Annotated in this window: 23 protein-coding genes; 9 read left to right on the top strand and 14 right to left on the bottom strand. The window is 73.4% G+C overall.

The features are described from left to right. Positions 1 to 53 precede the first annotated feature (53 nt). Genes KF837_21685 through KF837_21675 form a run of 3 tightly spaced genes read left to right on the top strand, consistent with a single transcriptional unit; the run spans position 54 to position 3405 of the window. Positions 54 to 1412: a serine/threonine protein kinase gene (locus KF837_21685; protein ID MBX3229947.1), complete on the top strand. Its 1359-nt coding sequence runs from the start codon at positions 54 to 56 to the stop codon at positions 1410 to 1412. Further along, positions 1409 to 2479, top strand: coding sequence for a hypothetical protein (locus KF837_21680; GenBank protein MBX3229946.1), 1071 nt, complete (start codon positions 1409 to 1411; stop codon positions 2477 to 2479). Before KF837_21685 ends, KF837_21680 begins: the two co-directional genes overlap by 4 nt. Then, positions 2476 to 3405 carry a hypothetical protein gene (locus KF837_21675; protein MBX3229945.1) on the top strand — a complete coding sequence of 310 codons (930 nt, stop codon included), beginning with the start codon at positions 2476 to 2478 and terminating at the stop codon, positions 3403 to 3405. The genes KF837_21680 and KF837_21675 overlap by 4 nt, the downstream gene beginning before the upstream one ends. 1 nt (position 3406) lies before the next feature. On the opposite strand, the gene KF837_21670 is transcribed toward KF837_21675, so the two are convergent. The 3 genes from KF837_21670 to KF837_21660 form a co-directional block, all read right to left on the bottom strand. Beyond that, positions 3407 to 4378 carry a hypothetical protein gene (locus KF837_21670; protein ID MBX3229944.1) on the bottom strand — a complete coding sequence of 324 codons (972 nt, stop codon included), beginning with the start codon at positions 4376 to 4378 and terminating at the stop codon, positions 3407 to 3409. 72 nt (positions 4379 to 4450) lie between these two features. Continuing rightward, positions 4451 to 5101 carry a hypothetical protein gene (locus tag KF837_21665; GenBank protein MBX3229943.1) on the bottom strand — a complete coding sequence of 217 codons (651 nt, stop codon included), beginning with the start codon at positions 5099 to 5101 and terminating at the stop codon, positions 4451 to 4453. Between the two features lie 51 nt (positions 5102 to 5152). Continuing rightward, positions 5153 to 6460 (bottom strand): hypothetical protein, encoded by a 1308-nt coding sequence (locus KF837_21660; GenBank protein MBX3229942.1) that lies wholly within the window; start codon positions 6458 to 6460, stop codon positions 5153 to 5155. A 175-nt stretch (positions 6461 to 6635) separates the two neighbouring features. Here KF837_21660 and KF837_21655 point away from each other — a divergent pair, with 175 nt between their 5' ends. Next, positions 6636 to 7640 (top strand): hypothetical protein, encoded by a 1005-nt coding sequence (locus tag KF837_21655; GenBank protein ID MBX3229941.1) that lies wholly within the window; start codon positions 6636 to 6638, stop codon positions 7638 to 7640. Here the strand turns inward: KF837_21655 and KF837_21650 are convergent. Further along, positions 7564 to 8451 (bottom strand): DEAD/DEAH box helicase family protein, encoded by an 888-nt coding sequence (locus KF837_21650; protein ID MBX3229940.1) that lies wholly within the window; start codon positions 8449 to 8451, stop codon positions 7564 to 7566. The two genes, KF837_21655 and KF837_21650, sit on opposite strands and share 77 nt — an antisense overlap. 535 nt (positions 8452 to 8986) lie before the next feature. Here KF837_21650 and KF837_21645 point away from each other — a divergent pair. Beyond that, positions 8987 to 9550, top strand: coding sequence for a hypothetical protein (locus KF837_21645; GenBank protein ID MBX3229939.1), 564 nt, complete (start codon positions 8987 to 8989; stop codon positions 9548 to 9550). A gap of 18 nt (positions 9551 to 9568) precedes the next feature. On the opposite strand, the gene KF837_21640 is transcribed toward KF837_21645, so the two are convergent. The 3 genes from KF837_21640 to KF837_21630 are packed head-to-tail and all read right to left on the bottom strand — an operon-like array spanning position 9569 to position 12928. Further along, on the bottom strand, positions 9569 to 10558 hold the full coding sequence (locus KF837_21640; GenBank protein ID MBX3229938.1) for a hypothetical protein: 990 nt from the start codon (positions 10556 to 10558) through the stop codon (positions 9569 to 9571). Next, positions 10558 to 11466, bottom strand: a complete 909-nt coding sequence (locus KF837_21635) for a hypothetical protein (protein ID MBX3229937.1) — start codon at positions 11464 to 11466, stop codon at positions 10558 to 10560. The genes KF837_21640 and KF837_21635 overlap by 1 nt, the downstream gene beginning before the upstream one ends. Positions 11467 to 11479: 13 nt before the next feature. After that, on the bottom strand, positions 11480 to 12928 hold the full coding sequence (locus KF837_21630) for a serine/threonine protein kinase (protein MBX3229936.1): 1449 nt from the start codon (positions 12926 to 12928) through the stop codon (positions 11480 to 11482). Positions 12929 to 12999: 71 nt separating this feature from the next. On the opposite strand from KF837_21630, the gene KF837_21625 reads away from it, so the two are divergent. Beyond that, positions 13000 to 15132, top strand: coding sequence for a hypothetical protein (locus KF837_21625; GenBank protein MBX3229935.1), 2133 nt, complete (start codon positions 13000 to 13002; stop codon positions 15130 to 15132). On the opposite strand, the gene KF837_21620 is transcribed toward KF837_21625, so the two are convergent. The 3 genes from KF837_21620 to KF837_21610 form a co-directional block, all read right to left on the bottom strand. Next, a complete protein-coding gene (locus KF837_21620) occupies positions 15051 to 15668 on the bottom strand; it encodes a hypothetical protein (protein ID MBX3229934.1) in 618 nt (205 codons plus the stop codon). The two genes, KF837_21625 and KF837_21620, sit on opposite strands and share 82 nt — an antisense overlap. 38 nt (positions 15669 to 15706) lie before the next feature. Beyond that, complete coding sequence (locus KF837_21615) at positions 15707 to 16099, bottom strand: hypothetical protein (protein MBX3229933.1); 393 nt, start codon at positions 16097 to 16099, stop codon at positions 15707 to 15709. A gap of 63 nt (positions 16100 to 16162) precedes the next feature. Next, positions 16163 to 17026: a hypothetical protein gene (locus tag KF837_21610; GenBank protein MBX3229932.1), complete on the bottom strand. Its 864-nt coding sequence runs from the start codon at positions 17024 to 17026 to the stop codon at positions 16163 to 16165. 109 nt (positions 17027 to 17135) lie between these two features. On the opposite strand from KF837_21610, the gene KF837_21605 reads away from it, so the two are divergent. Further along, complete coding sequence (locus KF837_21605; GenBank protein ID MBX3229931.1) at positions 17136 to 17594, top strand: SWIM zinc finger family protein; 459 nt, start codon at positions 17136 to 17138, stop codon at positions 17592 to 17594. 2 nt (positions 17595 to 17596) lie between these two features. On the opposite strand, the gene KF837_21600 is transcribed toward KF837_21605, so the two are convergent. From KF837_21600 to KF837_21585, 4 genes are all read right to left on the bottom strand, one after another. Further along, on the bottom strand, positions 17597 to 18970 hold the full coding sequence (locus tag KF837_21600; GenBank protein ID MBX3229930.1) for an MFS transporter: 1374 nt from the start codon (positions 18968 to 18970) through the stop codon (positions 17597 to 17599). Between the two features lie 276 nt (positions 18971 to 19246). Then, complete coding sequence (locus tag KF837_21595) at positions 19247 to 19621, bottom strand: VOC family protein (GenBank protein ID MBX3229929.1); 375 nt, start codon at positions 19619 to 19621, stop codon at positions 19247 to 19249. Next, positions 19579 to 20274, bottom strand: a complete 696-nt coding sequence (locus KF837_21590) for a hypothetical protein (GenBank protein ID MBX3229928.1) — start codon at positions 20272 to 20274, stop codon at positions 19579 to 19581. The genes KF837_21595 and KF837_21590 overlap by 43 nt, the downstream gene beginning before the upstream one ends. A gap of 28 nt (positions 20275 to 20302) precedes the next feature. Continuing rightward, the gene (locus KF837_21585; GenBank protein MBX3229927.1) at positions 20303 to 21058 is read right to left on the bottom strand and encodes a hypothetical protein; all 756 of its coding nucleotides are present in this window, start codon (positions 21056 to 21058) and stop codon (positions 20303 to 20305) included. Positions 21059 to 21216: 158 nt separating this feature from the next. On the opposite strand from KF837_21585, the gene trpB reads away from it, so the two are divergent. Together trpB and trpA are read left to right on the top strand one after the other, a co-directional pair. Next, positions 21217 to 22449 (top strand): tryptophan synthase subunit beta, encoded by a 1233-nt coding sequence (trpB, locus tag KF837_21580; GenBank protein MBX3229926.1) that lies wholly within the window; start codon positions 21217 to 21219, stop codon positions 22447 to 22449. Further along, positions 22449 to 23249: a tryptophan synthase subunit alpha gene (trpA, locus tag KF837_21575; protein MBX3229925.1), complete on the top strand. Its 801-nt coding sequence runs from the start codon at positions 22449 to 22451 to the stop codon at positions 23247 to 23249. Before trpB ends, trpA begins: the two co-directional genes overlap by 1 nt. Positions 23250 to 23287 lie beyond the last annotated feature (38 nt).

The following is a 23287-nucleotide window of genomic DNA, read 5'->3' as shown; positions in this document are numbered from 1 at the left end:
GTGTTTTCGTGGAGAAGCGCGATGGATCGGCGTTCGCATCGGGTCCTCGCGGCATGGCTGCGGAACCGGCGATCGAGACGAGCGGCGACAATTCTCCGCTCCTTCGCGAGGGCGAGCTCGTCGGCGGCCGCTACCGCGTCGAGCATTGCCTCGGCGGCGGCGGAATGGCCTCCGTCTATCGCGCGATGCACGAGGGGCTCGATCGCCCCGTCGCCCTCAAGGTCGTCTCCCCCGCCGTGCGCGAGCTCCCCGGCATCGCCCTCCGCTTCATGCGCGAGGCGCGCGCGGCGACGCGCCTCAAGAGCGAGCACGTCGTGCGCGTCTTCGACGTCGGGACGACCGACCGCGGCGCGCCGTACCTCGTCATGGAGCTCCTCGAAGGCAAGGACCTCTCCGAGATGCTCGAGGACGGGAAGGCACTCGAGAACGGGAAGGCGCTCTCCGTCGCGGACGCGATCGACTACGCGCTGCAGGCATGCGAGGCGCTCGCCGAGGTCCACGGCCTCGGCATCGTCCACCGCGACCTGAAGCCCGCGAACCTCTTCGTGACGCGCGGCGCCGACGGGATGCCGTGCCTCAAGCTGATCGACTTCGGCATCTCGCGCATCGACGCGCCGCTCTCGCCGAAGGACGCGATCGCGCTCACGAGCCCCGAGGTCGTGATGGGCTCGCCCCGCTACATGCCGCCGGAGCAGATGGAGTCGGCCGCGGCGGTCGACTCGCGCTCCGACATCTGGGGCCTCGGCGCGATCCTCTACGAGATGCTCGTCGGCGACGCGCCGTTCGACGGCGAGTCGCTGATGGACATCTACGCCGCCGCCGTGCGCGCGGCGCCGAAGCTCCCGTCCGCCGCGCGGGCCGACGTGCCGGAGGCGCTCGACGCCGTGATCCTCCGCTGCCTCGCGGCCGATCCGAACGAACGGTTCGCCGACGTCGCGGAGCTCGCGGCGGCGCTCGCGCCGCTCGGCGACGAGCGCGCTCCGATGCGCGCGAGCGCGATCGCCCGCGTGCTGGGCGCGACACGCGCGCGCGGCCAAGGCAGCGCCGCGCCAGACCCGGTCGATCCGAGCGCAGGCAGCACCCCGAGCTCCTCGCACATCCGCGAGCGCGCGACGCCGTCGCAGACGACGCGCCATCGCCGGCGAACGCTCGCCCTCGGCGCCGCCGCGATCCTCCTCGTCGGCGTCGGCCTCGGCGCGAAGCCGCTCGCCGACCGCTTCGACTCGCCCGCCGCCCTCCCCCCGACGCTCACGAGCGCCCCCCTCCCGCCGGTCGAGCCCCCCGCCGAGCCGTTCGGACCCCCCGCTCCAACCCACACGACCAAACCCTCCGCGCCGGAGCCCGCGCCTCCGCCGTGGAGGCCTCCTCCGAAGCGCGCGGACGATCAGTCGTTGTTCGAGGAACGGAAATGAAGCGTTTCGTCTTGTCCGCCGCCGCCGCGACCGCCCTCGCGTACGGCTCCCCGGCGCGTGCCGCCGACGACTCCGCCGCCGCGCAGGCGCTCTTCTACGAGGCGCGCCAGCTCATGAAGGAGAACAAGTTCGGGATCGCGTGCCCGAAGCTCGAGGAGAGCCTCCGCCTCGACTACGGCATCGGCACCGAGTTCAACCTCGCCGACTGCAACGAGAAGATCGGGAAGCTCGCGACGGCGTGGTCCGGCTTCATCAGCGTCGCGTCGGCGGCGCGCTCCGCGAAGCAGGCCGATCGCGAGAAGGTCGCGCGCGATCGCGCGAAGGCGCTCGAGCCGCGGCTCCCGAAGCTCACGATCGAGGTCCCCGCCGGCGCGCCCGCGTCGATGGAGGTGAAGCGCGACGGCACCGTCATCGGCGCCGCCGCGTGGAACACCGCCGTCCCGGTCGATCCCGGGACGCACAAGGTCACCGCGACCGCGACCGGCAAGCAGCCCTGGGAGAGCACCGTCACCTTGACCGAGGGCAAGCAGGCGAAGGTCAACGTACCGAAGGAGCTCCCGGACGCGGCGGTCGCCGCGGTCGCGCCCCCGCCGATCACACCGCCGCCTAATCAGGAAAAGCAGGAGAAGCAGGAGAAGCAGGAGCCGGCGAGCACGACGACGACGACCGCGATGTCGTTCCCCGAGCCGATCATCGAGAGCCGCGGATCGACCCAGCGCAACGTCGGCTGGATCGTCGCCGGCCTCGGCGTCGCGAGCCTCGGCGTCGGCGCGGGGTTCGGCATCCACTCGTACGCGAAGGGCCAGAGCTCCAACGACAACTGCGCCGGCGACCTCTGCAACGCGGAGGGCCTGCGCGACCGCAACGCCGCGATCCGCAGCGGCGACGTCTCGACCATCACGACGATCGCCGGCGCCGGCGCGCTCCTCGGCGGCGTCGTCCTCGTCCTCACCGCTCCGAAGAACCCGCCGAAGCGCGAGGCGGCGTCGATCGCGAAGTCGATCCGCCCCGTCCCGCAGGTCGCGATCAACGGCGCGGGCCTCTCTCTCCAGGGTGTCTTGCCGTGAAGCTCTTCGTTCGTTCCCTCCTCCTCGCCGGCGCGGTCGCCGGCTGCAACGCGATCCTCGACAACGATCCGGCGCGCCTCCGGCAGGAGACCGCGACCCCGACCGTCGAGCAGAACCAGCCGTCCGGCCCCGACGCCGGCGCTCCGCCCACGACGCCGCCCGTCGTCCAGGCTCCGATCCCGCCGGGTCCGCAAGGCTGCGCGGCCGGGACCCACGAATGCGGCGGCTCCTGCGCGGCGCTGAACGATCCGGCCTACGGCTGCGGCGCGGCGGGCTGCGCGCCCTGCCAGATCGCCCACGGCGCCGCGGCCTGCGCCGGCGCCGCGTGCGCGGTCGACACGTGCGACAAGGGCTTCGCCGATTGCAACGGCGACCCCGCGGACGGCTGCGAGACGGACCTCTCGAAGGCGGCCAGCTGCGGGAGCTGCAACGCGGTGTGCCCCGCCGCGACGCCGGTCTGCGCGCCGCAAGCCGACTCGTTCCAGTGCGGGACGGGCTGCACCCCCGCCGCGCCGCTCCTCTGCGGGACGGAGTGCGTCTCGCCGCTCGGGAGCGTGAACCACTGCGGCGGGTGCAACCAGAGGTGCCCCGACGTCCCGAACGGGACCGCGACGTGCACGGGCGGTCTCTGCGGCTTCACGTGTCAGCCCGACTTCAACACCTGCAACGGCGCCTGCGTCCCGAAGACGGATCCCGCCGCCTGCGGCCCGGCCTGCACGGTGTGCCCGGTCCCGGCCAACGGCGTCGCGACGTGCGCGAACGACACGTGCGGGTTCACGTGCGGCGAGGGCTTCGCGAGCTGCAACAACGACGTCACCGACGGCTGCGAGGCGTCGCTCAAGACCGATCCGCTCAACTGCGGCGCCTGCGGCGTCTCGTGCGGCGCGGGCCAGTGCGTCGACGGCCTCTGCGTGGCCGGCCCGTAGCTCAGCGCCGTCGCTCGAGCGGGCGCGCGCCGTGCTTCGCGTCGAACCACGAGGTGCGGAGCCGGCGGCGCAGCGCGGAGGCGTAGAGGCAATCGCGGAGGCTGTTCAGCTCGTTCGTCACCGTCCCGTGCGTCGTCGACGTGCGGATGCTGACGGCCTCCGCGTGGGTGAGGTCCGCGCGCGAGAGGCTCCCCTCGACGTTCTCGCGCACGACCGCGACGCCCGCCTTCTCGAGGTCCGCGAAGAGCCGCTGCGTGTTCGTCTCGGTGCTCCCCGCGGTGAAGTACGAGACGAGCTTGTGGCGCGAGCCCATCGGCTTGCCGCGGCCGCGGACGACCCAGTCACGGAAGACGTCGGTGTCGGCGTAGAGGGCGTCGAAGAGGTAGACCTCCTGGATCGCGACGCCGCCGTGTTTGATCGCGCACGCGGCCGCGTGGTAGCCGCCCGAGTGCGCGGAGACGACGACGCGTCCGACGGTGGCGGCCGCCGGCGTCGCGGAGGCGCCGAGCTCGCGTCGCACCTCGGCGCGATCGAGCCCCGCGAGCACGTCGGTGAGCATCTTCGAGAAGGTGCCGGGCGTCTCGTGGCGCCCCGCCGACGAGTCCGCCGCCATCACCGCGAGCTGCGGCACGACGAGGATCGCGTTCTGCTTGCTGTCGTCGAGCTGCTCGCGGAGCCGGTGCGCCGCGATCGCGCGCTCCGCGGTCGTGTTGTGACCGTGGAAGTGCACGATGAACCCGACCTGCCCGTTGGCGGCGGGACGGTGATGGCGCGGCACGAAGACGAGGACGGTGGGCGCGGCCGCGTTCGGCGCGCCGGCGAGCTCCATCGTGAAGGTGACGCCGCGCGGATCCGAGCTCGTCGCGACGACGCGCGCCGGCGCTTCCGCGTGCGCGATGCCGGGGCTGACGACGAGGGCGGAGGCCGCGAGGACGGTGCCGAGGACGAGTCCGAACAGGGGGTGGGTAGCCATGCTGAAACCTCCCACCCACCCTCTTGGAAACGCCGTCGATCGGCCAAATTTCCCGCGCGCATCAGGAACCGCTTACCGAACCGCGCCCCATCGGACCTGCGCCGGATCGCCCGCCGAGACCGGCGAAAACGCCTGCCCGAGGTGGAGGATGACGGGCCCTTCGAGCGCGAGCCCGCCGTCGCCGCGCCGGTCGAGCCGCTCCACCGCGCGGAGCTGGATCGCGAGCCGGACCGACGCCCGACCTCCGGGCGGCAGCCGAATGCGTGCAGTATACACATACACGCCGGCGTCGCTCGCGCGGAGCTCCGGCGCGGGCGGCGGCAACGCGAAGAGCCCCGCCGCGTCGCCCTCGACCTGCGCGACGGCGGTGAACACGCGCTCGGGCGCGCGATCGTCGAAGCGGATCGGGACGAGGACGGGCGCGGTCCCGCGGTTCACGATCGAGAAGACGACGTGCGCCCCGTCGCGCCGCGCCTCCTGCGCGAGGCCGGGGGCTTCACGGAGCGCGTTCCACTCCGCGTCGCCGACCGCGCAGCGTCGATCGCGCGCCGCCTCGAGCAGCGAGAGGCTCGGCCCGTCGCACGCGGGATCGAGCGGCAGCGCGTCCGCGATCGCCCCCGCCTCCCGGCGCGCCGACGGCGCCGGCACGCCGGCGTCGGGCGTCGGCGCGGGCGCCGTCTCGCGGCACGCCGCGACGACGAGGAGCACGAGGAGCCGGCGCATCGACCCTTTCTAACAGAGGACCCCTCGGGCCCGCGCGCGAGCCCGTAGAAGCTACCGCACGTCGAAGCTCACGCGGGCGTACGAGGAGCCGCCGGGCTCCTCGAGCTCCGCGGCGAGCGCGGCGTCGAGCGAGCGATCCGGCGTGATGCGGACGACGAGCTCGTGCGCTCCCTCCGCGAGCGGCGGCAGGCCGAGGTGCTCGAGGCGGGCGAGCGCGAGGTCGGTCTCGTTCGTGACGAGGCGGCAGCAGAAGCGCCGGCGCCCGACGTCGAGGACGTCGATCGACGCGAGCGCGCCGCCGCCGGCGGACCAGCGCAGGCGCCCGTCCTCCACCGCGACGTCCCGCGGGAGCGCGGGCAACACGAGGCGGACGTCCGCATCGGCGGGACCGCGCGCGCCCGACCACGCGATCGCCGAGCGACCGGCGCTCGTCGCTTCGATCATCGCGCGCCACCGCGCGCCTTCGAGGAGCGGGACGCGCGTCGTGACCGCAGGCGACGGCGCCGCCGCGAGGAGGAACCGTGCGCCGTCGATCGCGATCGACGCCGTCGCGCCCCACCGCGCCTCGGGCGCGACGCCCTCCGCCCCCGCGCTCGCCCGCAGCCGCTCGCTCGCGGCGACCGCGCGCGCCCGCAGCATCCCGGCGTCGCGGCGCTCACCCGGCGCGGCGAGCGCGGCGCCCTCGCGACGCACGTACGAGAAGCTCCGCGCCTCGCCGTCGCGCACGAGCACGTGCACGGCGATCGGCTCGTCGGCGCCGGGCCGCGCATCCCAGAAGTGGGGCACCTCGAGGATCGCGACCGCGTCACCGTCCGCGTTCGGCTCCGAGAGCGCGCTCATGGCTCCGCCGCCGTGCGCCGACGTGGTGACGACGTCGACGACGCACCGCTCCTCGTCGCACGGCGGCGCGAGCACTCCGACGACGACCGTCTGCGCGGGCACGGGCTCCGCCGCCGCCTCGAAGAGCGCGACGACGGGGTCCGCGCGCGTGACGCCGAGGTACAACGTCGGCCCCGTCTCCGCGCCGCCGCGGACGAGCAGATCGTACGGCGGGACGACGCCCTCGAGCGCGATGCGTCCGTCGCTCCGCGTGACGTCGTCGCGGCGGTCGCCGTCCGCGCCGCGCGTGCGGAAGCGTCTCCCGGCGATGGGCGCCCCGCGCTGATCGACGAGGCGGCCCGCGATCGTCACCGGCTGCCCGTCGTCGCTGGCTCCGTCCTCCGCGTCGTCGAGGCGCGGCGGCGCAGGCTCCGTGGCGCGCCGCTCGAAGGCGGGCGTGCTGACGGGCGCGGAGGCGGGAGCATCACCGCACGCGAGCGCGGCGACGACGAGCATGACGACGAGGACGAGGAGGCGCATGAGGTCCCGACAACCACGCGCCGTGCCGTCGACGCGCGCGAGCGATCTCCATCGGTTGCGACGCGCTCTCCCTGGCCCGGGCCAGACCGGGCCAGGCCAGGGGCCAGTTGGAGCGGCGACCGGAGGCCGCGATTGAGTCATTGCCCGCGAGGCGAGGTCGCGATGTATTCGCGCCATGGCCGATCTGAAGCTCGCGGTGAAGAACCTCACCGGCGCCGCGACCAAGGACGTCGATCCGAAGGAGCTTCGCCCCAAAGTCGAGGCGGTGCTCGAGGCGTTCGACGGCGCGCGCGAAGGCGCGCAGCTCGCCGCGGTCAAGGCAGTCGCCGCGGCGCTCATGAAGGCGAAGGGCCGCGGCGAGCAGGTCCTCGCCCTCGCGCTCGGCGCGATGGTCGAGGGCGGCGCGCCTCCCGAGGCGGCGTGGCCCGCGACCGAGAAGGGCCTCGCCGCCACGCTCGAACAAGCGACGGCGTTCGCGCACGCGGTCACGAACGCGGCCGGGAGCGAGGACCTCGCGTCCGCGCTCGGCTCCCACGGCGCGGTCGTCGCCGTCCTCATGCCCGGCGAAGCCGCGGCCTGGAAGTCGATGAGCGCGCGCTGCCTCACCGCCGTCGCGTGCCTCGCGCGATCGAAGGAGGTCCGCGCGAAGGCGCGCAAGGACGCGAGCCTCGCCGAGGCGGCGTGGGAGCTCTCCGACGCCGTCGGCGAGGTCGGCGCGCTCCTCCAAGCGCTCTCCATCCTCGACGACGCGGTGTTCGAGGTCCGCGATCCCGCGACGAAGAAGACCTGGCGCCTCGTCGTCGACGGCGTCTCCGCGAACGCGGAGCTCTACCTCCTCGTCGCCCACGCGACCGGCGCGAAGGTCGACGCGAAGGTGCTCGCGTCGCTCCGCGCCGGCGAGGCGCCGAAGAAGAAGCGCGTCACCCTCCCCTTCACGCTCGGTATCGATCCGGAGGAGCTCGCGAGCGACACCGCGCGCGCGCTCGTGCTCCGGCCCGGCGCGGTCACGATCGAGACCGCCCACCTCCCCGTCCTCGAGGGGCTGCGGCCCGACGTGCGCGTCGACGACGAGAGCGGCGTCGAAGAGGTAGAGGAGGTGCGGGTCAAGCCGCGTCCTCGCTCGAGCCGGCCGCTCGTCGCGCGGCCGCGCGCAGCGCCCAAGGGTCGATCGCGCCGCTGAACGGCACGACGCGCGGAGACCGGAGCCCGAACGTCCAGCGCTCGTCGACGCAGAGCACCATCGGGATGCAGACGACGTCGAAGGGCGCGAGGTGCGTGCCGGCGAGCTCCTCGACCGGGACCTCGATCACGACCGGCCCCACCAGCTCGGACAGCCGCAGCGCCGCCTCGCTCCGCGGCGGCGGCGCCGTCGCCGAGAGCCCGAGCCGCGCCGGCGCAGCGCACGCTTCGAGCGCCTCGACGCGAGCGCCGCTCCCGAAGTGGTGCACCTCGTCGACGACGAGCAACCCGAAGCTCGCGCCGGCGAGATCGAGCCGCCGAAACCCGCTCTCGAAGGTCATCACGGTGACGCGCTGGATCGTGTTCTCGCCGTCCCCGACGATCCCGATCGGCTCCTTCAGCGCCGCCGCGAGCGCGTGCGCCCACTCCGCGAGGAGCGCGCGCGTCGGCACGAGGACGAGCGCAGGGACCCCGAGCTCGAAGATCGCCGCGAGCGCGACGCGCGTCTTCCCCGCGCCGGTCGGGAGCGCGACGATCCCGCGCCGCTCGTGCGCGTACCATCGCGCGAGCGCATCTGCCTGGTAGTCACGCAGCCGCAGCGCCTCGATCGACCGTGGCTTCGCCGTCCACGCCGCGCGGAGGTCGCCCGCGAGCGCATCACCGTCCGCGTCCGCGCGCGCAGCCACCTCACCGAACAGATACGCGGGCGCCCGATGCCGCCCGACGTCCGGATCCCACACCGCGCCACGCACGCCCGCGGCCGACCCCTCGAGGAGGATCGTACCGCGCTCGAAGCCCACCGAGCTCGCCATACGCCGCCCGCATGAACGTTCCATGCCTGCATCCCCCTCTCATGATTCCCGCCACTTGCAACACGCAACCCCTGGCCCGGGCCAGACCGGGCCATGCCAGGGGCCAGCCCAAACCCCGCCTCCAAGGAGATTTTTTAGGCGCGCACGACTCTCCAGTCCGCTGCAACGCCTCGGGTATGCGGCGTCGCGAGGATCAGCCTTTCCGCTCCACATCACGCCCACGTCCCAGCCCAGGCACCCTCCCCGAGTCCACCACCCCACTCCCAGCCACGATGACGCGACAACGCGACGACGCCGTGCGAGAGCCCCCTCTCGGCCACAACCCCCGAACCAAACGAACGCGACGCAAACAACCTCGGCAGCGCCCCTGCACCAACGCACGGCTCAACAGGCCAACCACGCCCGCCCACGCATTTGGCACCCCAGCCCTCGCTGCGCGCTCGGGCCGCTTCTGCCCGCGGCGCGCTCGGACGCTTCGCGACCGACTGCGTGGGCTGCTTCTGCGGCTCCGCGGTGCGGGTGTACGATCGCGGGGATGAAGCTCGCGACCATCCTCGCTGCCGCTGTCCTCTTCTGCGCGTCGCCTGCGCTCGCGGACGGACCGTGCACACCGGCGGTGGCGGCGACGTGGGGCACGGGCGCGACCACGGCCACGACCAACGCGGCCGCGAGCCCGGCGCTCGACTCGCCCGTCGCTCGTGCGCGTGACCTCCTCGCGCGTGCTCGGCTCCTCGATGAAGCGGCGTCGAACGACGACAAGGCTGCGATCGAGCTCACCGCGCGGCTCCCCACCCTGCGCGCCTCCGCGAAGGCCGCGCGCGAGCGCGCCGACCGGGCGACGGGCGACGATCGCGAGACGCTCGTCGCGCACGCCGAGGAGCTCGAGGCCGACGTGATCGTGAGCGAGGCCGAGGTGATCTCGCGCAAGCGCACCGCGGTCGACAACCGCCAGACCGCCGCCGCCCTCCGCGCGCGCGCGGTCCACATCGTCCGCGAGCCCCCACCCGACGCAACCTCCCAGAACGGCGCGTCATGCGATCCACCGTTCCGCTTCACCGCCGACGGCCGGAAAATCTACCGCATCGAGTGCTTCCGCTAAGCGAACCGGCGCGGCGCTTCAGTAGCGCCACGGCTCGCGGCGATGCGGATCGACGCGGGGCAGCGGCCAGGTTCGGCGTTCGAAGTCGCGGCGCTCGAGCAAGATCGCGACGCGCGCGCGGTGCGGGCGGAATGGCTCGAGCAGCTCCAGCATGCGCGCGTCCGCCTCCGCCGGCGCCGTCCGCGGGAGCTCCTCGCCGCTCAGCGCCGCCGTGATCGTGAACGGCGCCCAGAAATCGCCGACCGGCACCGCGTCCGCCCAGCCGAGGCCGCTCCGCGCGATCTGGTTCGCGGTCCATGGCCCGATCCCAGGCACGCTCTGCACCTTCTCGACCGCGACCTCCGGCGCGACGTCCCGCAGCCGCTCGAGCGCCGCGCCGCGACCCGCGCCGCGATGGAGCGTGACCGCGCGACGAGCCCCGATCCCGATCTCGTGCAGCTGCCACATCGGCACGCGGTGCACCGCCTTCGCCGACGGCGCCGCGACGAGCTTCGTCCCCGCGACCGCCTCGCCCGCGACGCGCCACAAGCGCCGGATCGCGTCGCGCGCCTCCACCCCGGTGACGAGCTGCTCGATGACGCCGATCGCAAAGCTCTCGAACACGGTGGGCGTCTGCGCGATGCGCGCGTCGCCGTGCGCGAGCGGGCCGAGCACGGGGTGCTTCCGGATCCGCTGCACGAGCTCCGTCGGATCGTCGTCGACCGCGGCGATGCGGCGGCCCGCGTCGATCGCGCGCTCCACGTCCTCGCTCGTGGGCGCGCCGGTCGCGAGCACGCGGATGCGCACCGCGCCCGCGCCCGCGCTCCACGCGAACGCGAGCACGATCGCGTGCTCCCCGCCGCGCAGCGCGACGAGCCGCCGTCGCAGCCGCAGCGCCGGCGCGTACCCAGGTCCACGCGGGACGAACGAGCCCGTCGCGATCGCGCGCAGGTCCGAGCCCGCGATCCGCGCGCGCGTCGCGGCGTGGGATCCGAGCCCGCCTCGACCGGCGCGCGCCGGGCGCACCATCAGAAGGTCCCCGCGCAGCCGAGCGGACCGCACGCGACGGTCACCTGCGCCTTGGGCGCGGTCCCGATGATGACGCCGCCGCCGACGACCGCGGCGCCGCCGGCGATGAGCGTCACGATCGCGACGGTGAGCCACGTCCGCGCCGAGTCGATCTGGTCCTGACACGCCGGCGACTGCTCCACGCCGACGCCGGGGCACGAGACGTTGTAGTCGTCGACGTGGGCCTTCCGCACGAGGAGCGCGGCGCCCCCCGTCGCGAGGACGGCCGCGCCGGCGCCGACGAACACCCAGCCGAGGAGCCGCTGCCCGCGCCCCGGATCTTCGTGGCGCGGACCGGGAGCGACGCCCGGCGCGGCGGCGTCGGCGCGCACGACCGGCGCGGCGACGAGCGTGACCGTCTCGCGCGCGGTCCCGCCCGGCGGCAGCTCCACCGCGCGCGACGTGGGCTGCTTGCCCGGCGCGCGGACCTCGAGCACGCGCCGCCCCGCCTCGACGCGGTAGGGCCCCGCGCCGGACCCGATCTTCGTCCCGTCGATGTACACGTCGGCGCGCTCCGCGCCGCGCACCTCGAGCGATCCGACGTGCTTCCGGATCACCACGAGCGCCCCCTCGAGCGCGCCCTTGTTCTTCACGATCCACGGATCGCTCTCCGCCGCGAGGGCGGCGACGAGATCGGTCTCCGCGAGGACCCAGAGCCCGAGCGCCTGCTCCGCGAGCGCGACCTGCGCCCGCGCGCGCGGCGACGGGCTCTTCAGCTGCGCCTGCCGGAACAGGCCGAGCGCCTCCTCGTCGCGCCCCTTCTCCCGCAGCTCGAGCCCGCGCGCGATGAGCGCTTCGGCGTCGTCGGCGCGCGCGACGCCGGAGAAGAGCAGGAGGGCCGCCACGAGCGGCAAGAGCGACCAGCGCAAGACGGACGCGAGCTTAACGCAAGATCGGCGCGCCGTTCGGGGCCTCTGACGCCGGAGGGTCGGGCGAAGGTGAAGGTGACGGCGACGGCGCGGAGGCGGGCGACGGCGCGGAGGCCGGCGCTACCGGCGGACGCTTGCGCTTCGTCGACGGCGTCGTCGCCGAAGGCGCCGCGCTCGACGCCGGCGCGGCGCTGAGCGAGGACGAAGGCGCCGGCGGCGGCACGAACGCAGGCGAAGACGCGAGCGAAGGCGCCGCCGACGGCGCGGGCGGCGGCGACGCCGCGGGAGCCTGACCGTGCGGCAGGAGCCGCGGGACGACGACCGCGACCGCGGCGCCGATCGCGCCGAGCGAGAGGAGCGCGCCGACGACGAGCCCGGTCGCGAACGACTTGCTCCGCGGCGCCGTCGCGCGCGGCAGGTCCGAGTGCTCTCCCCACGTGACGTCGGTCGACGCGAGCACCGGCGGCGGCGTCGAGTGCAACATGCGCTGCGTCGTCGGTTTCGACGCGCTCCCGACGTCGACCGAGTCCATCGTCGCGTCGAAGGACTGCCACGGCCGGTTCGCCGCGCTCTGCTGCGAGCTCCGCGCGTACGGCTCGAGCGCCGCGCCGAGCTGGCCCACCGTCTGCCAGCGCGCGTCGGGCCGCTTCTCGAGGCAGCGCATCACGATGTCGGAGAGCTTCGGATCGAGCCCCGGCCGGAGCGAGAGGAGCGGCTTCGGGACGTCGTTCACCACCCGGACGCAGATCTCCGTCACCGTCTCGCCGTCGAACGGCAGCTGCCCGCCGAGGAGCTCGTAGAGGATGACGCCCATCGACCAGATGTCGCTCCGGACGTCCACCGCGCGCGCCGAGCGCATCTGCTCCGGCGGCATGTAGAGCGGCGAGCCGATCACCGCCTTCGAGTCCGTGAGCGTGACCTGCCCCACCGCCGCCGCGCCGACCGCCTTCGCGATGCCGAAGTCGAGCAGCTTCACGAGCGGCGTCCCGTTCATGCGCCGCGTGACGAAGAGGTTCTGAGGCTTGAGATCGCGATGGACGATGCCGGCGGCGTGCGCCTCGACGAGCCCGGCGCACGCCTGGAGGACGTACTCGATCGCGTCCGCTACCGGCAGCGGTCCCTTCTGCTTGTTGAGCCGCGCGAGGTCCTCGCCCTCGAGGAGCTCGAGCACCATGTACGGCCGATCGGCGGCGTCGCGGCCGACGTCGTAGACGCGCGCGACGTGCTCGCTCCGCAGCTTCGCGATCGAGCGCGCCTCGCGCAGGAAGCGCTCCACCGCGTCGTTGCCGGCGACGGCCTGCGGGAGGATGAACTTCAGCGCGACGGGCTGCGCGAGGTCCGTGTGCGTCGCCGCGACGACGAACCCCATCCCGCCGACGCCGAGCATGCGATCGACGCGGTACTTCCCGCCGACGACGTCGCCGGCACGAACGGGGAACCGGTCGGGCGCATCATCGGACACGGCAGGGCCCAAAGGTAGCATGGGAAAACGCGCTTCCCACCCCCCGGTTCGATCGCGATATGCTGGCCGCGATGCCGACGACGATCGTCGTAGCCGCTGTTGTCGTAGTCCTCCTCCTCGTCGTCGTCCTCCTCGTCGTCCGGGCGAAGAGCAAGACGGCCGAGGCCGAGCCGCCGCGTTTCGAGCCGCCCCGCGAGCTCGCACCGCAGCGACCGAAGGAGCCTGCGGCGTCGACCGCCCCCGTGCCCCCCGCGACCTCGCAGGCGCCCGCACCGCCCGCGACCTCGCAGGCACCCGTGCCCCCCGCGACCTCGCAGGCGCCCGCGAGCGGTCAGTTCCCCGCGCCGCAGCCGGCGCAGGAGCAGACCGCGGCGCTCGACGCGCCGCCCGTGGCGCCCCCGGTGGTGGAGCCGCCGAAGCCCGCGCCGACGCCGATCCCCGTCTCGCCGCCGCCGGAGCCGCCGAAGCCCGTCGCCGAAGAGCCGCGGCAGGAGCAGACCGCGGCGCTCGCGGCGCCCCCCGTCGAGCCGCCCAAGCCCGAGCCGTCGAAGCCCGCCGCCCCCGCGAAGCCGCGCACGCCGCTCCGCTCCTACTCGAGCATCAACGACCTCGATTCCGACGAGTCGAAGCCCGCACCGCCGCCCAAGCCCGAGCCGCCGAAGCCGCCCGCGCTGAAGGTCTCCGAGCCGAAGATCCCGACCGCGCCGAAGCCCGTCGTCGCCCCTCCCGCGCGGGTCTCCGAGCCGAAGGTCACGACGGCGAAGGTCGCGCCCGCGAAGCCGACGAGCGGCGAGCACGACTTCTCCGCGCTCAACGACGCGAAGCCGAAGCCCGAGCCCAAGCCGGCGGCCCCCGCCCCCGCGCCGACGCCCGCGCCCGTCGAGGCGAAGCCCGCCCCCGTCGAGGCGAAGCCCGCGGCGACGGGCGCCGCCGCGGCGATCGCGGCGAAGTACATGCAGCCGTCGAACCCGGCGACCGCGGAGCTCGAGAAGAACGACCCGCGTCACGCCGCGGCGCGCCGCCTCGCCCGCCTCTCCGTCAGCGAGATCAAGCTCTATCACGAGGACGAGGTGAAGGCCGGCCGCGAGGCGAAGGACCTCTGGACGCGCCTCCAGACGGACATCGGCCTCGCGCGCCAGACGTTCGAGTCGCGCGTCGTCGCCGAGGTCCGCGACCGCTTCGACTACCTCCTCGACGAGATCGTCCGCCAGCTCGCGGAAGGCGACGCCGCGAAGCTCGGCCCCGACGCGCCGAAGCTCAAGACGGACGCCGAGCCCTCCAAGCCCGCCGCCGCCGAGCCCTCCAAGCCCGCCGCCGCCGAGCCCTCCAAGCCCGCCGAGCCCGCGAAGCCGATCCCGGCCCCCGCGCCGACGCCGAAGCCGGAGGAGCCAAAGGCCGCGCCGCCCCCCGCCGCCGAAGCGCCGAAGCCCACGGCCACCGCCGCGGCGCGCCTCGCCCCGTCGAACCCCGAGACCGCGGAGCTCGAGAAGAACGACCCGCGTCACGCCGCGGCGCGCCGCCTCGCCCGCCTCTCCGTCAGCGAGATCAAGCTCTATCACGAGGCCGAGGTCAACGCGGGTCGCGAGAACAAGGACCTCTGGACGCGCCTCACCGCCGACATCGCGCTCGCGACGCAGACGTTCGAGAAGCGCGTGGACAAAGAAGTCCGCGACCGCTTCGACTACCTCTACGACGAGATCCTCCGCCAACTCGCCGAAGGCGACGTCGCGAAGCTCGGACCCGGCGCGCCCACGCCGAAGAAGGCGGAGCCCGCCGCGGCGCCCGCTCCCGCGCCAACCCCGGCCCCCGCAGCAGCAGCCGCCGCTCCCGCGCCTGCCGCCGCTCCCGCGCCGACCCCCACCGCCGCGGGCATCGCGGCGAAGTACATGCAGCCGTCGAACCCGGCGACCGCGGAGCTCGAGAAGAGCGACCCGCGTCACGCCGCGGCGCGCCGCCTCGCCCGCCTCTCCGTCAGCGAGATCAAGCTCTATCACGAGGACGAGGTGAAGGCCGGCCGCGAGGCGAAGGACCTCTGGACGCGCATGAGCACGGACATCGGCCTCGCGACGCAGACGTTCGAGAAGCGCGTGGACAAAGAGGTCCGCGACCGCTTCGACTACCTCTACGACGAGATCCTCCGCCAGCTCGCCGAGGGCGACGTCGCGAAGCTCGGACCGGGCGCGCCGAAGCCGAAGTCGGAGTAGCCGACCCGCCGCTCCACCACCGCGATCGCGCGCGCCGACGCCTCTTCCTCGAGGCAACGCCCGGCGATCCCCCATCGCTCCCACCCACCTTCGAGCGCGTCGGCGGGGAGGTCGCGGCGCGCCCGAGCGCCGAGGCGAAGCGCGAGCCGCGCCGCCTGCCGCGCCGCCGCGCCGCCCTCCTCGACGAGCCGGTCGAGCACGCACGCGAGGTGCGCGGCCCGCCGTCCTGCCTCGCTCGCCGCCGCCTCGATCGCACCGCGGAGCGACGGATCGATCACGCGCCGCGCGACCTTCGCGTGCATCGTCTTCGCGAGGACGGCCTCGTAGAGATCGAGCGCCACCGCCGCCGCCGTCTCGTCCGCGCGCCCCGGCGCGCTCGCGAACGCGCGCCACGCCGCGACGACCGCGCGCCGCGTCTCCTCGTCGGCGCCGTCGTCGACGAGGACCGCGTCGTCGGCCGCGAGCGCGACCGCGCCCCGCGGGCGCCTGCGCGCGAGCGTCACGAGCGCCGCGAGCGATCCACGAACCCAGGCCATCCACATGCCCGGAGAACGCCCCACCCGCGAGGGCTATTTCAACGGGCCTTCGGCGGCGCGCCGTACGCGGGCGCCTGGTTGCGCAGGCCGGCGTCGGCCTGTTGCGGTTGCGGTTGCGGCCCTCCAGCGTCCTCGAGCAACACCGGCTCGCCATAGATGGCGGCCGAGACGATGTCCTCCGGCGGCCCGCCGTAGGCCGGAGCGAGCGCGGTGTTGTCGGGCGAGGGCTTCGGCGGCGGCGCCGGTTCCTTCCCGCACGCCGCGAGCGCGGCCGCGCTGGCGAGCAGGAGCGCGGCGCGGGAGAGCCCGGACGGCAACGACGGCGCCGCGACGAGCTGCTGCGCGACCCGCGCCGCCCCGCAGAACGGGCACGCCGGCTCGCCGGCGCGGACGTGGCGTGCGCACGCCGAACAAGGGACGAGGACGTTCACCAAGGCTGGCTCCGGGAGATCATGGCGTAAGGATACGCCCAGTCGGGCGCCAGCGTCGCGATCCTACGCCCGTTCGATCGCGGCGCGAACGCCGAGGAGGATCGCGAAGACCTCGTCCGGCAGGAGCGCGCGCGGCTCGTACGACGATCGCCACGAGACCTCCGCGACGCCGCGATCGACCACGAGGTGGAGCCGCGTCGGCAGCGCCGCGACGAACGCCGCGCGCACGTCGGCCCCGATCGCGAGGACGGCGCCGGGGTGTCCCTCCATCACGTAGGCGCGGTCGAACGGCGCGTCCCCCGTCGCGACGTCGCGCACGAGGCGCAGCTTCCGCGCGATCGTGTGGAGCACGCCCTCCGCGTGCACCACGATCGGCGGCAGGCTCCGCGGCACGCTCGTGCGCGCCCAGTTCCGCGCGGAGTCGCGCACGTGCTCGACGGTGCGGTGGTAGCTGACGTGCCGCGATCGCACGACGAGCGGCGCGCCCGCGAGCTGGAACCGCGAGAGGTACGTCCAGTCGTCCCAGCGCACGATGAACGCGTCCGGCTCGATCTCGGCGAGCCGCCGCGTCAGCGCGGCGCGATGATCGAGCTGCGGCTCTTCTTCGATCACCCACGGCGGCGCGGTCGCCGGCCGCGGCGGATCCGGCACCTCGTCGGGGCACTCGCGGAGCTTGGGCGCGAGCGCGGCCGCCTCGTCGTGCGCGGCGAGCAGCGAGTCGAGCGCGGTCTCGACCCCGGCGAGCCCTTCGAGCGAGCTCGGGTCCACCTCCGCCGCGGGCACCTTGGCCGAGAGCTCCTTCACGAGCGCCGCGGGCAACATCGATCGAAGGAGCATCGGCAGCGCGCGCTCGCGGAGCTCGAGGAGCCCGCGCTTCGTCGCGATCTGGCTGCGGAGCCCCGCCAGCGGATCGCGATACATGTCCATACCCGCGATTGTAACGCCCTTTCCCCTGGCCCCTGGCCTGGCCCCGGCCGGCCCGGGCCATATGGTCACGCGCGCCAACCCTCGAAGATCGTTGGTGCGCGCTCGTGGCATGGCGCTGGCTTCAGGCGCGCGCATGCACGCGTCACCTTCCCTCTCGCTCTCCGTCTCTCCCCTCGCCGTCTCCGTCGCCGGCCGCGTCGGCCACGCGTTCGCGCCGCCGGCCATGCTCAAGGGCTTCGAGTGCCACACGCGCGGCGTGGAGCTGCTCGACACGAGCCGCGATCACGTCCGCGCCCGCGTGCGCGGCCCGCGCCCGCAGGAGGTCGACCTCACCGTCGACCGCGGCCGCCTCCTCATCAAGTGCACGTGCCCGTCGGAGTCGATGACCCCCGACCCGTGCCGCCACGCGTGGGCCGCGCTCCTCGAGATCGACCGCCAGGGCCTGCTCGACGATCTCCGCGAAAAACGCGGCCCCGCGCGCGTCGACACCACGCGCGACGAGCCCGCGCCGGCGAGGCCCGCGAAGAAGAAGGCCGCGGCGAAGAAGAAGCGGAGCAAGGCGCGATGAGCTCAGCGCCCCATCTCCGCGATCTCCTCGAGCGATCGCCGCTCGGCCGGCACGGCGAGGAACGCGGCGACGACGGCGGCGCCGACCATGAGCGCGGCGCCGAAGAGGTACCCGTTCAGCACGCCCTCGCGCGATCCGCTCCCCACGAGCCTCCCGAACAGCGCGGGCGCCGCCACGCCGCCGGCCCCGGTGCCGACGGAGTAGAACACCGCGATCGCCATCCCGCGGAGCTCCACCGGGAAGAGCTCGCTCACGGTGAGGTAGGCCGAGCTCGCGGCCGCGGAGGCGACGAAGAACACGAGGCACCACAGCGCGGTGAGCCCGACGGCGCCGACGACGTTCCACGCGAACGCCAGGCCGCTCACGGCGAGGAGCACGCCGGTGATCCCGTAGGTGAGCGCGATCATCGGGCGACGCCCGACGCGGTCGAAGAGCGGTCCGAGCATGAGCGGCCCCATGAAGTTGCCGAGGGCGAACGGGAGGAGGAAGAGCCCGATGTCGTCCGGCTTCACGTCGTAGAACTTCGAGAGCACGAGCGGGTACGTGAAGAACACGCCGTTGTAGGCGAAGGCCTGCGCGACCATCAGCACGAGCCCCAGGATCGAGCGCCGCCGGTGCACGACGAGGAGCACGCGGAAGATGCGCGCCCAGCTCGTGTCGGCGTGCGTGTCGACGACGTGCTTCGGCGCGTCGCCGACGGGGAGGGGCTTTCCCTCGTCTCGCACGTGCTGTTCGATCTCGGCGACGACGCGCTCCGCCTCGTCGAGGTGCCCGTGCATGATGAGCCAGCGCGGGCTCTCGGGCAGGTGCCGCCGCGTGAACAGGATGACGAGCCCGAGGCTCGCGCCGAGCCCGAAGCAGACGCGCCACCCGAGCCAGCGCGGGATCACCTGCGGATCGAGGAGCACGAGCGTCCCGAGCGCCCCGAGCGCGGCGCCGAGCCAGTAGGTCCCGTTGATCGCGAGGTCCGCGCGCCCCCGCACGCGCGCCGGCAACAGCTCGTCGATCGCGGCGTTGATCGCGGAGTACTCGCCGCCGATCCCCATCCCGGTGAAGAACCGAAACACGACGAAGAGCGCGAGCCCGTTCGCGAACGCGGTCAGGAACGACGCGAGCAGGTACACGGCGAGCGTGACGAAGAAGAGCTTCTTCCGCCCGAGCCGATCGGTCAGCCGCCCGAAGAACAGCGCGCCGATCACGGCGCCGACGAGGTACGCGCTCACGGTCACGCCGATCTCGTCGGCGGTGAAGTGGAGCGTGTCCGGCTCGCCGAGCACGCTCCCGACCGCGCCGACGAGCGTGACCTCGAGCCCGTCGAGGAGCCACGTGATCCCGAGCGCGATGACGACCCGCCAGTGCCACCGGCTCCAGGGCAACCGATCGAGCCGAGCAGGGAGGTCCGTGTCGATCAGCCGAGCGTCCGCGTGCATCGCCTCGACCCTGGAGCAATTCCGCCGCGCGCGCCTGCGGCGAAGACCCGCACCCCTCCGGCACGCCCGCTGCTTGTCCACTCCACATGCACGCGACGCAGCCGTATTCGATGGGAAATGTGGGGATGGGCGTCGTGAACCGCTTGAGCACAGGCACGTCGATGCTGCGCCGCGCCTCGCCGCACTCCCTCCCCTTCCTGGACCCGATTCCGGCCGACTGCCTCAGCGTGGGAGCGCGCCGTCCTGGTACAGCGAGAGCATGTGGCCGTCGGGATCCTTGAGCTCGGCGGACCAGCCGCCCGGAGCTTCGGTCACGGGCGTGACGATCTCGACGCCCGCGGCGGCGAGCGAGGCGACGAGCGCGTCGATGCCGCCTTTGGCGAGACCAAAGACCACCTGCGGGCTCGACCCGCGTGACGCCTCGCCCGGCAAGAACACGAACTCGACGTCGCCCGGAAGACGAGCCTGGAGGTAGCCATTTTCGAAGTCTTCGACCTCGAACGTGAGCCCGAGGGTCTTCGAATAGAAGCGGTGAGCGCGGGCGAGGTCCCCGACTATGAAGACGATGGCGAGGTTCTTGATCTGGGCGTTGAGCATGGGTCTCCTTTCACAGCGGACGTACCAGGAGTTGCCGTGCGACGGCCCGGTGTGAGCGCCTCGATGAAAATCAACCCGTGGCCGTCGGGATCGCCGGCAGCGAGGGTCCGCCGAGCGTGACCGCCGAGCGCCACCGTGAGCCGAGGAAGCAGCTTGACCTGACTGCGGCGTAGCTCCGAGAGCGCAGGAGTCCTCGTCGGAATCGGAATGTCGGGACGAGCAACGGGGCTGTGCTCCCGCAGGGCCTGAAACCGCTTCCGCAGCGCCGCATCGGTGACGCCGAGCGCCACGCGGAGCTCGGCCTTCTCGAGCCCCAAGACGAGCAGGAACAGCGTCGTCTGCAGCGTGGGCGACAGCGTCGACGGCGGAGCACCGTCAGCTCCGAGGTCATCTCCGGTGTCGTCGCCGCCCGCGACGTCCGCGCTGCGCATTTCGCGAGCCCGGCGGCGCCCGGCGGTGCGGGCGAGGAAGGCACCGTGTCTTCGCACCGCGCTCTGGACGTTGCAGAGAAAGGTCTCGCCGTCGAGCGGAGTCCCGCGTCGCAACGCAGACACGACGATGTCGTGCGCGAGGTCCTCCACTTCGTGCGCCACGCGGCTATGCCGGCGCGAGGCCTCGACGAGGGACTCGCGCACCGCTCTCAGCGTCGACATCGCGCGACGCATCGGCAAAGCCCCGCGCTTAGAGGCTGCCGTTGAGCGGGTCGAACTTGTCGCCGCCCTGGACGAGCTTCTCGTCCTTCGCGCTGGTCGCGCCTTCGCCGCTGTTGCCGCGGCTCCGGATGCGGCGCTTCAGGCCCTTGCCTGCCTTCTCGGCCTTCGCCTTCAGCTTCGCCTCGCGCTCCTTGTCCGCGTCGAGGAGCTTCTTCTTGAGGTCGTCGGCGAGGCCCGCGGGCTTCGCCTCTTCCTTCGTCTCCTCGGCCTTCTCCTCCGGCTTCGGCGCGGGCGTCGCCGCGGCGGGGAGGGTCTGCTCCACCGCCGGCGCGAGCGCGGCGGTCGCCGCCTCGTGGTGCTCGGCCGCGATGCCGCCGCCGAGCTTGCCGGTGGTGACGGCGAACGTGCACGCCGCGGCCGCGGCGGCGACGAAGAAGCCGAAGACGAGGCCGCGCTTGCGGCGCGGGGCGAAGTCCGGATCGTCGTCGCCGACGCCGAACGAGTGCATCGAGAGGCCCGACTGCTGCGGGATCTGCGGGAACGAGTACGCCGAGGGCGAGCTCGACGCGATCGCCATCGGCGAGAGGCTCGGCGTCTGCTCGACCTGAGGCTCGTCGAGGCCCGCCGCTTCGCCGAGCGTCGTCCAGTGGAACGAGCCCGGAGCGAGGACGTTCGTCCGCGCGTGGATGTAGCCCGCGTCGAAGGCTCGATCGAGCTCGTCGAGGGTCATGATGCGGACCTCGCCGGTACCCAACTGCACGCGCCAGAGCTCGGGGTTCATCATCGTGGGCGCGGACGTTAATGGTCGAGGCATGTAGGTTGATTGCGGTAAACCACGTTGAGACGCTCGGGTGACGGAGGCATTTCGACCGACGGCGCCGTATTCCGCCCGAAGCGGCCGTGTCCCCAGCCGCCGGCGCAGAGGCCTGATACGTTGGTCGCGTGCCGTCTTCTCATCATCCGCAGAATCCCGGCTGGTACGGGCCCTACGGCGGACGCTTCGTCTCCGAGACGCTGATCCCCGCCCTCGACGAGCTCACCGAGGCGATCGCCGGGATCGGGACGTCGGAGGCCTACAAAACCGAGCTCAACGCGCTCCTCACGAACTACGTCGGCCGGCCCACGCCGCTCACGGAGGCGCATCGCCTCGCGCGCGAGATCGATCCGTCGAAGAAGACGATCGGCCGCCTCTTCTTCAAGCGCGAGGACCTCTGTCACACGGGCGCGCACAAGATCAACAACGCGATCGGGCAGGTCCTCCTCGCTTCGAAGATGGGCAAGACGCGCATCATCGCGGAGACGGGCGCGGGGCAGCACGGCGTCGCGACGGCGACGGCGTGCGCGCTGATCGGGCTCCCGTGCGAGGTCTACATGGGCGCGGAGGACGTGAAGCGCCAGGCGCCCAACGTCGGCCGGATGAAGCTCCTCGGCGCGAAGGTCATCGCGGTCGAGTCAGGCTCGAAGACGCTCAAGGACGCGATGAACGAGGCGCTCCGCGACTGGGTCACCAACGTCGCGACGACGCACTACTGCATCGGCAGCGCGGCGGGCCCGCACCCGTACCCCGAGCTCGTCGCGAAGCTCCAGTCGATCATCGGCACCGAGGCGCGCGCGCAGCTGATGGAGCGGACCGGGCGCTTGCCGGACGCCGCGGTCGCGTGCGTCGGCGGCGGCTCGAACGCGATCGGCATGTTCCGCGGCTTCCTCGCCGCCGCGAGCGTGAAGCTCTACGGCGTCGAGGCGGCCGGGCACGGCGTCGCGACCGACAAGCACGCCGCGACCCTCACCGCCGGTCGCGTCGGCATCCTCCACGGCTCGAAGAGCTTCGTCCTCTGCGACGAGGGCGGGCAGATCAAGGAGGCGCACTCGATCAGCGCGGGCCTCGACTACCCCGGCGTCGGCCCCGAGCACTCGTGGCTCAAGACGTCGGGGCGCGCGCGTTACCTCTCGGCGACGGACGAGGAGGCCCTCGCCGCCGCGTCGCTCGTCGCGCGGACGGAGGGGATCATCCCCGCGCTCGAGACGTCGCACCCGATCGCGAAGCTCGGCGAGATCGCGTCCGAGGTGGCGAAGGGGATCGGGCGCCCCGCCACGATCGTGCTCTGCCTCTCCGGTCGCGGCGACAAGGATCTGGAGACGCTCCTCGCGCGTTGCCTCGGGAACGAGGCCAACTGATGGGACGGATCGACGACGTCTTCGCGAAGCGCGCGGCGGAAGGAAAGAAGGTCCTCGTCACGTACCTCTGCGTGGGCGACCCCGACGCCGAGCGCTCGATCGCGCTCGCGCTCGCGTGCGCGGAGGAGGGCGCGGACGTCCTCGAGCTCGGCTGCCCCTTCAGCGATCCGTCCGCCGACGGCGTCGCGATCGCCCGCGCGAGCCAGCGCGCGCTCGCGCGCGGCGGCGGCCTCGCCGAGACGCTCGAGGTCGCGCGCGCGATCCGAGAAAAGTCGGACGTGCCGCTCGTCCTGTTCGGCTACTACAACCCGCTCTTCGTGCGCGGCGAGCAGGACGCCGCGCGCGCGGTCGCGAACGCGGGCGTCGACGCGCTCCTCGTCGTCGATCTCCCGATCGACGAGTCGACCCCGCTCCGCGAGGCCTGCGCGGTGCGGAACGTCGGCGTCGTGCCGCTCGTCGCGCCGACGACGAAGCTCGATCGCATCGAGAAGATCGGGCTCTTCGCGAACCGCTACCCGGTCCCCTTCGTCTACTACGTCTCGATGACGGGCGTGACCGGCGGCGCGGGCGCGAGCGAGGTGCTCGGCAAGGCGGGCGAGGAGGCGAAGCGCGTGCGCGAGGTGACGAAGCGCCCGACCGTCGTCGGCTTCGGCATCGACTCCGCCGACCGCGCCCGCATCGCGGCGGAGCACGCCGATGGCGTCGTCGTCGGCTCCGAGATCGTCCGCCGGATCGAGAAGGACCCGAAGAGCGACGCCGCCGTCCGCGAGCTCGTCCGCGACCTCCGCGCCTCTTTGTGATGGGGCTCCGCCCCATACCCCGGTCGTTCGCCTGGGGC

It is taken from the genome of Labilithrix sp. (genome assembly GCA_019637155.1).
Classification (GTDB): Bacteria; Myxococcota_A; Polyangia; order Polyangiales; family Polyangiaceae; genus Labilithrix.
Note: the sequence above shows the minus strand (reverse complement) of the source record. Positions and strands in the feature narration are given on the sequence as shown.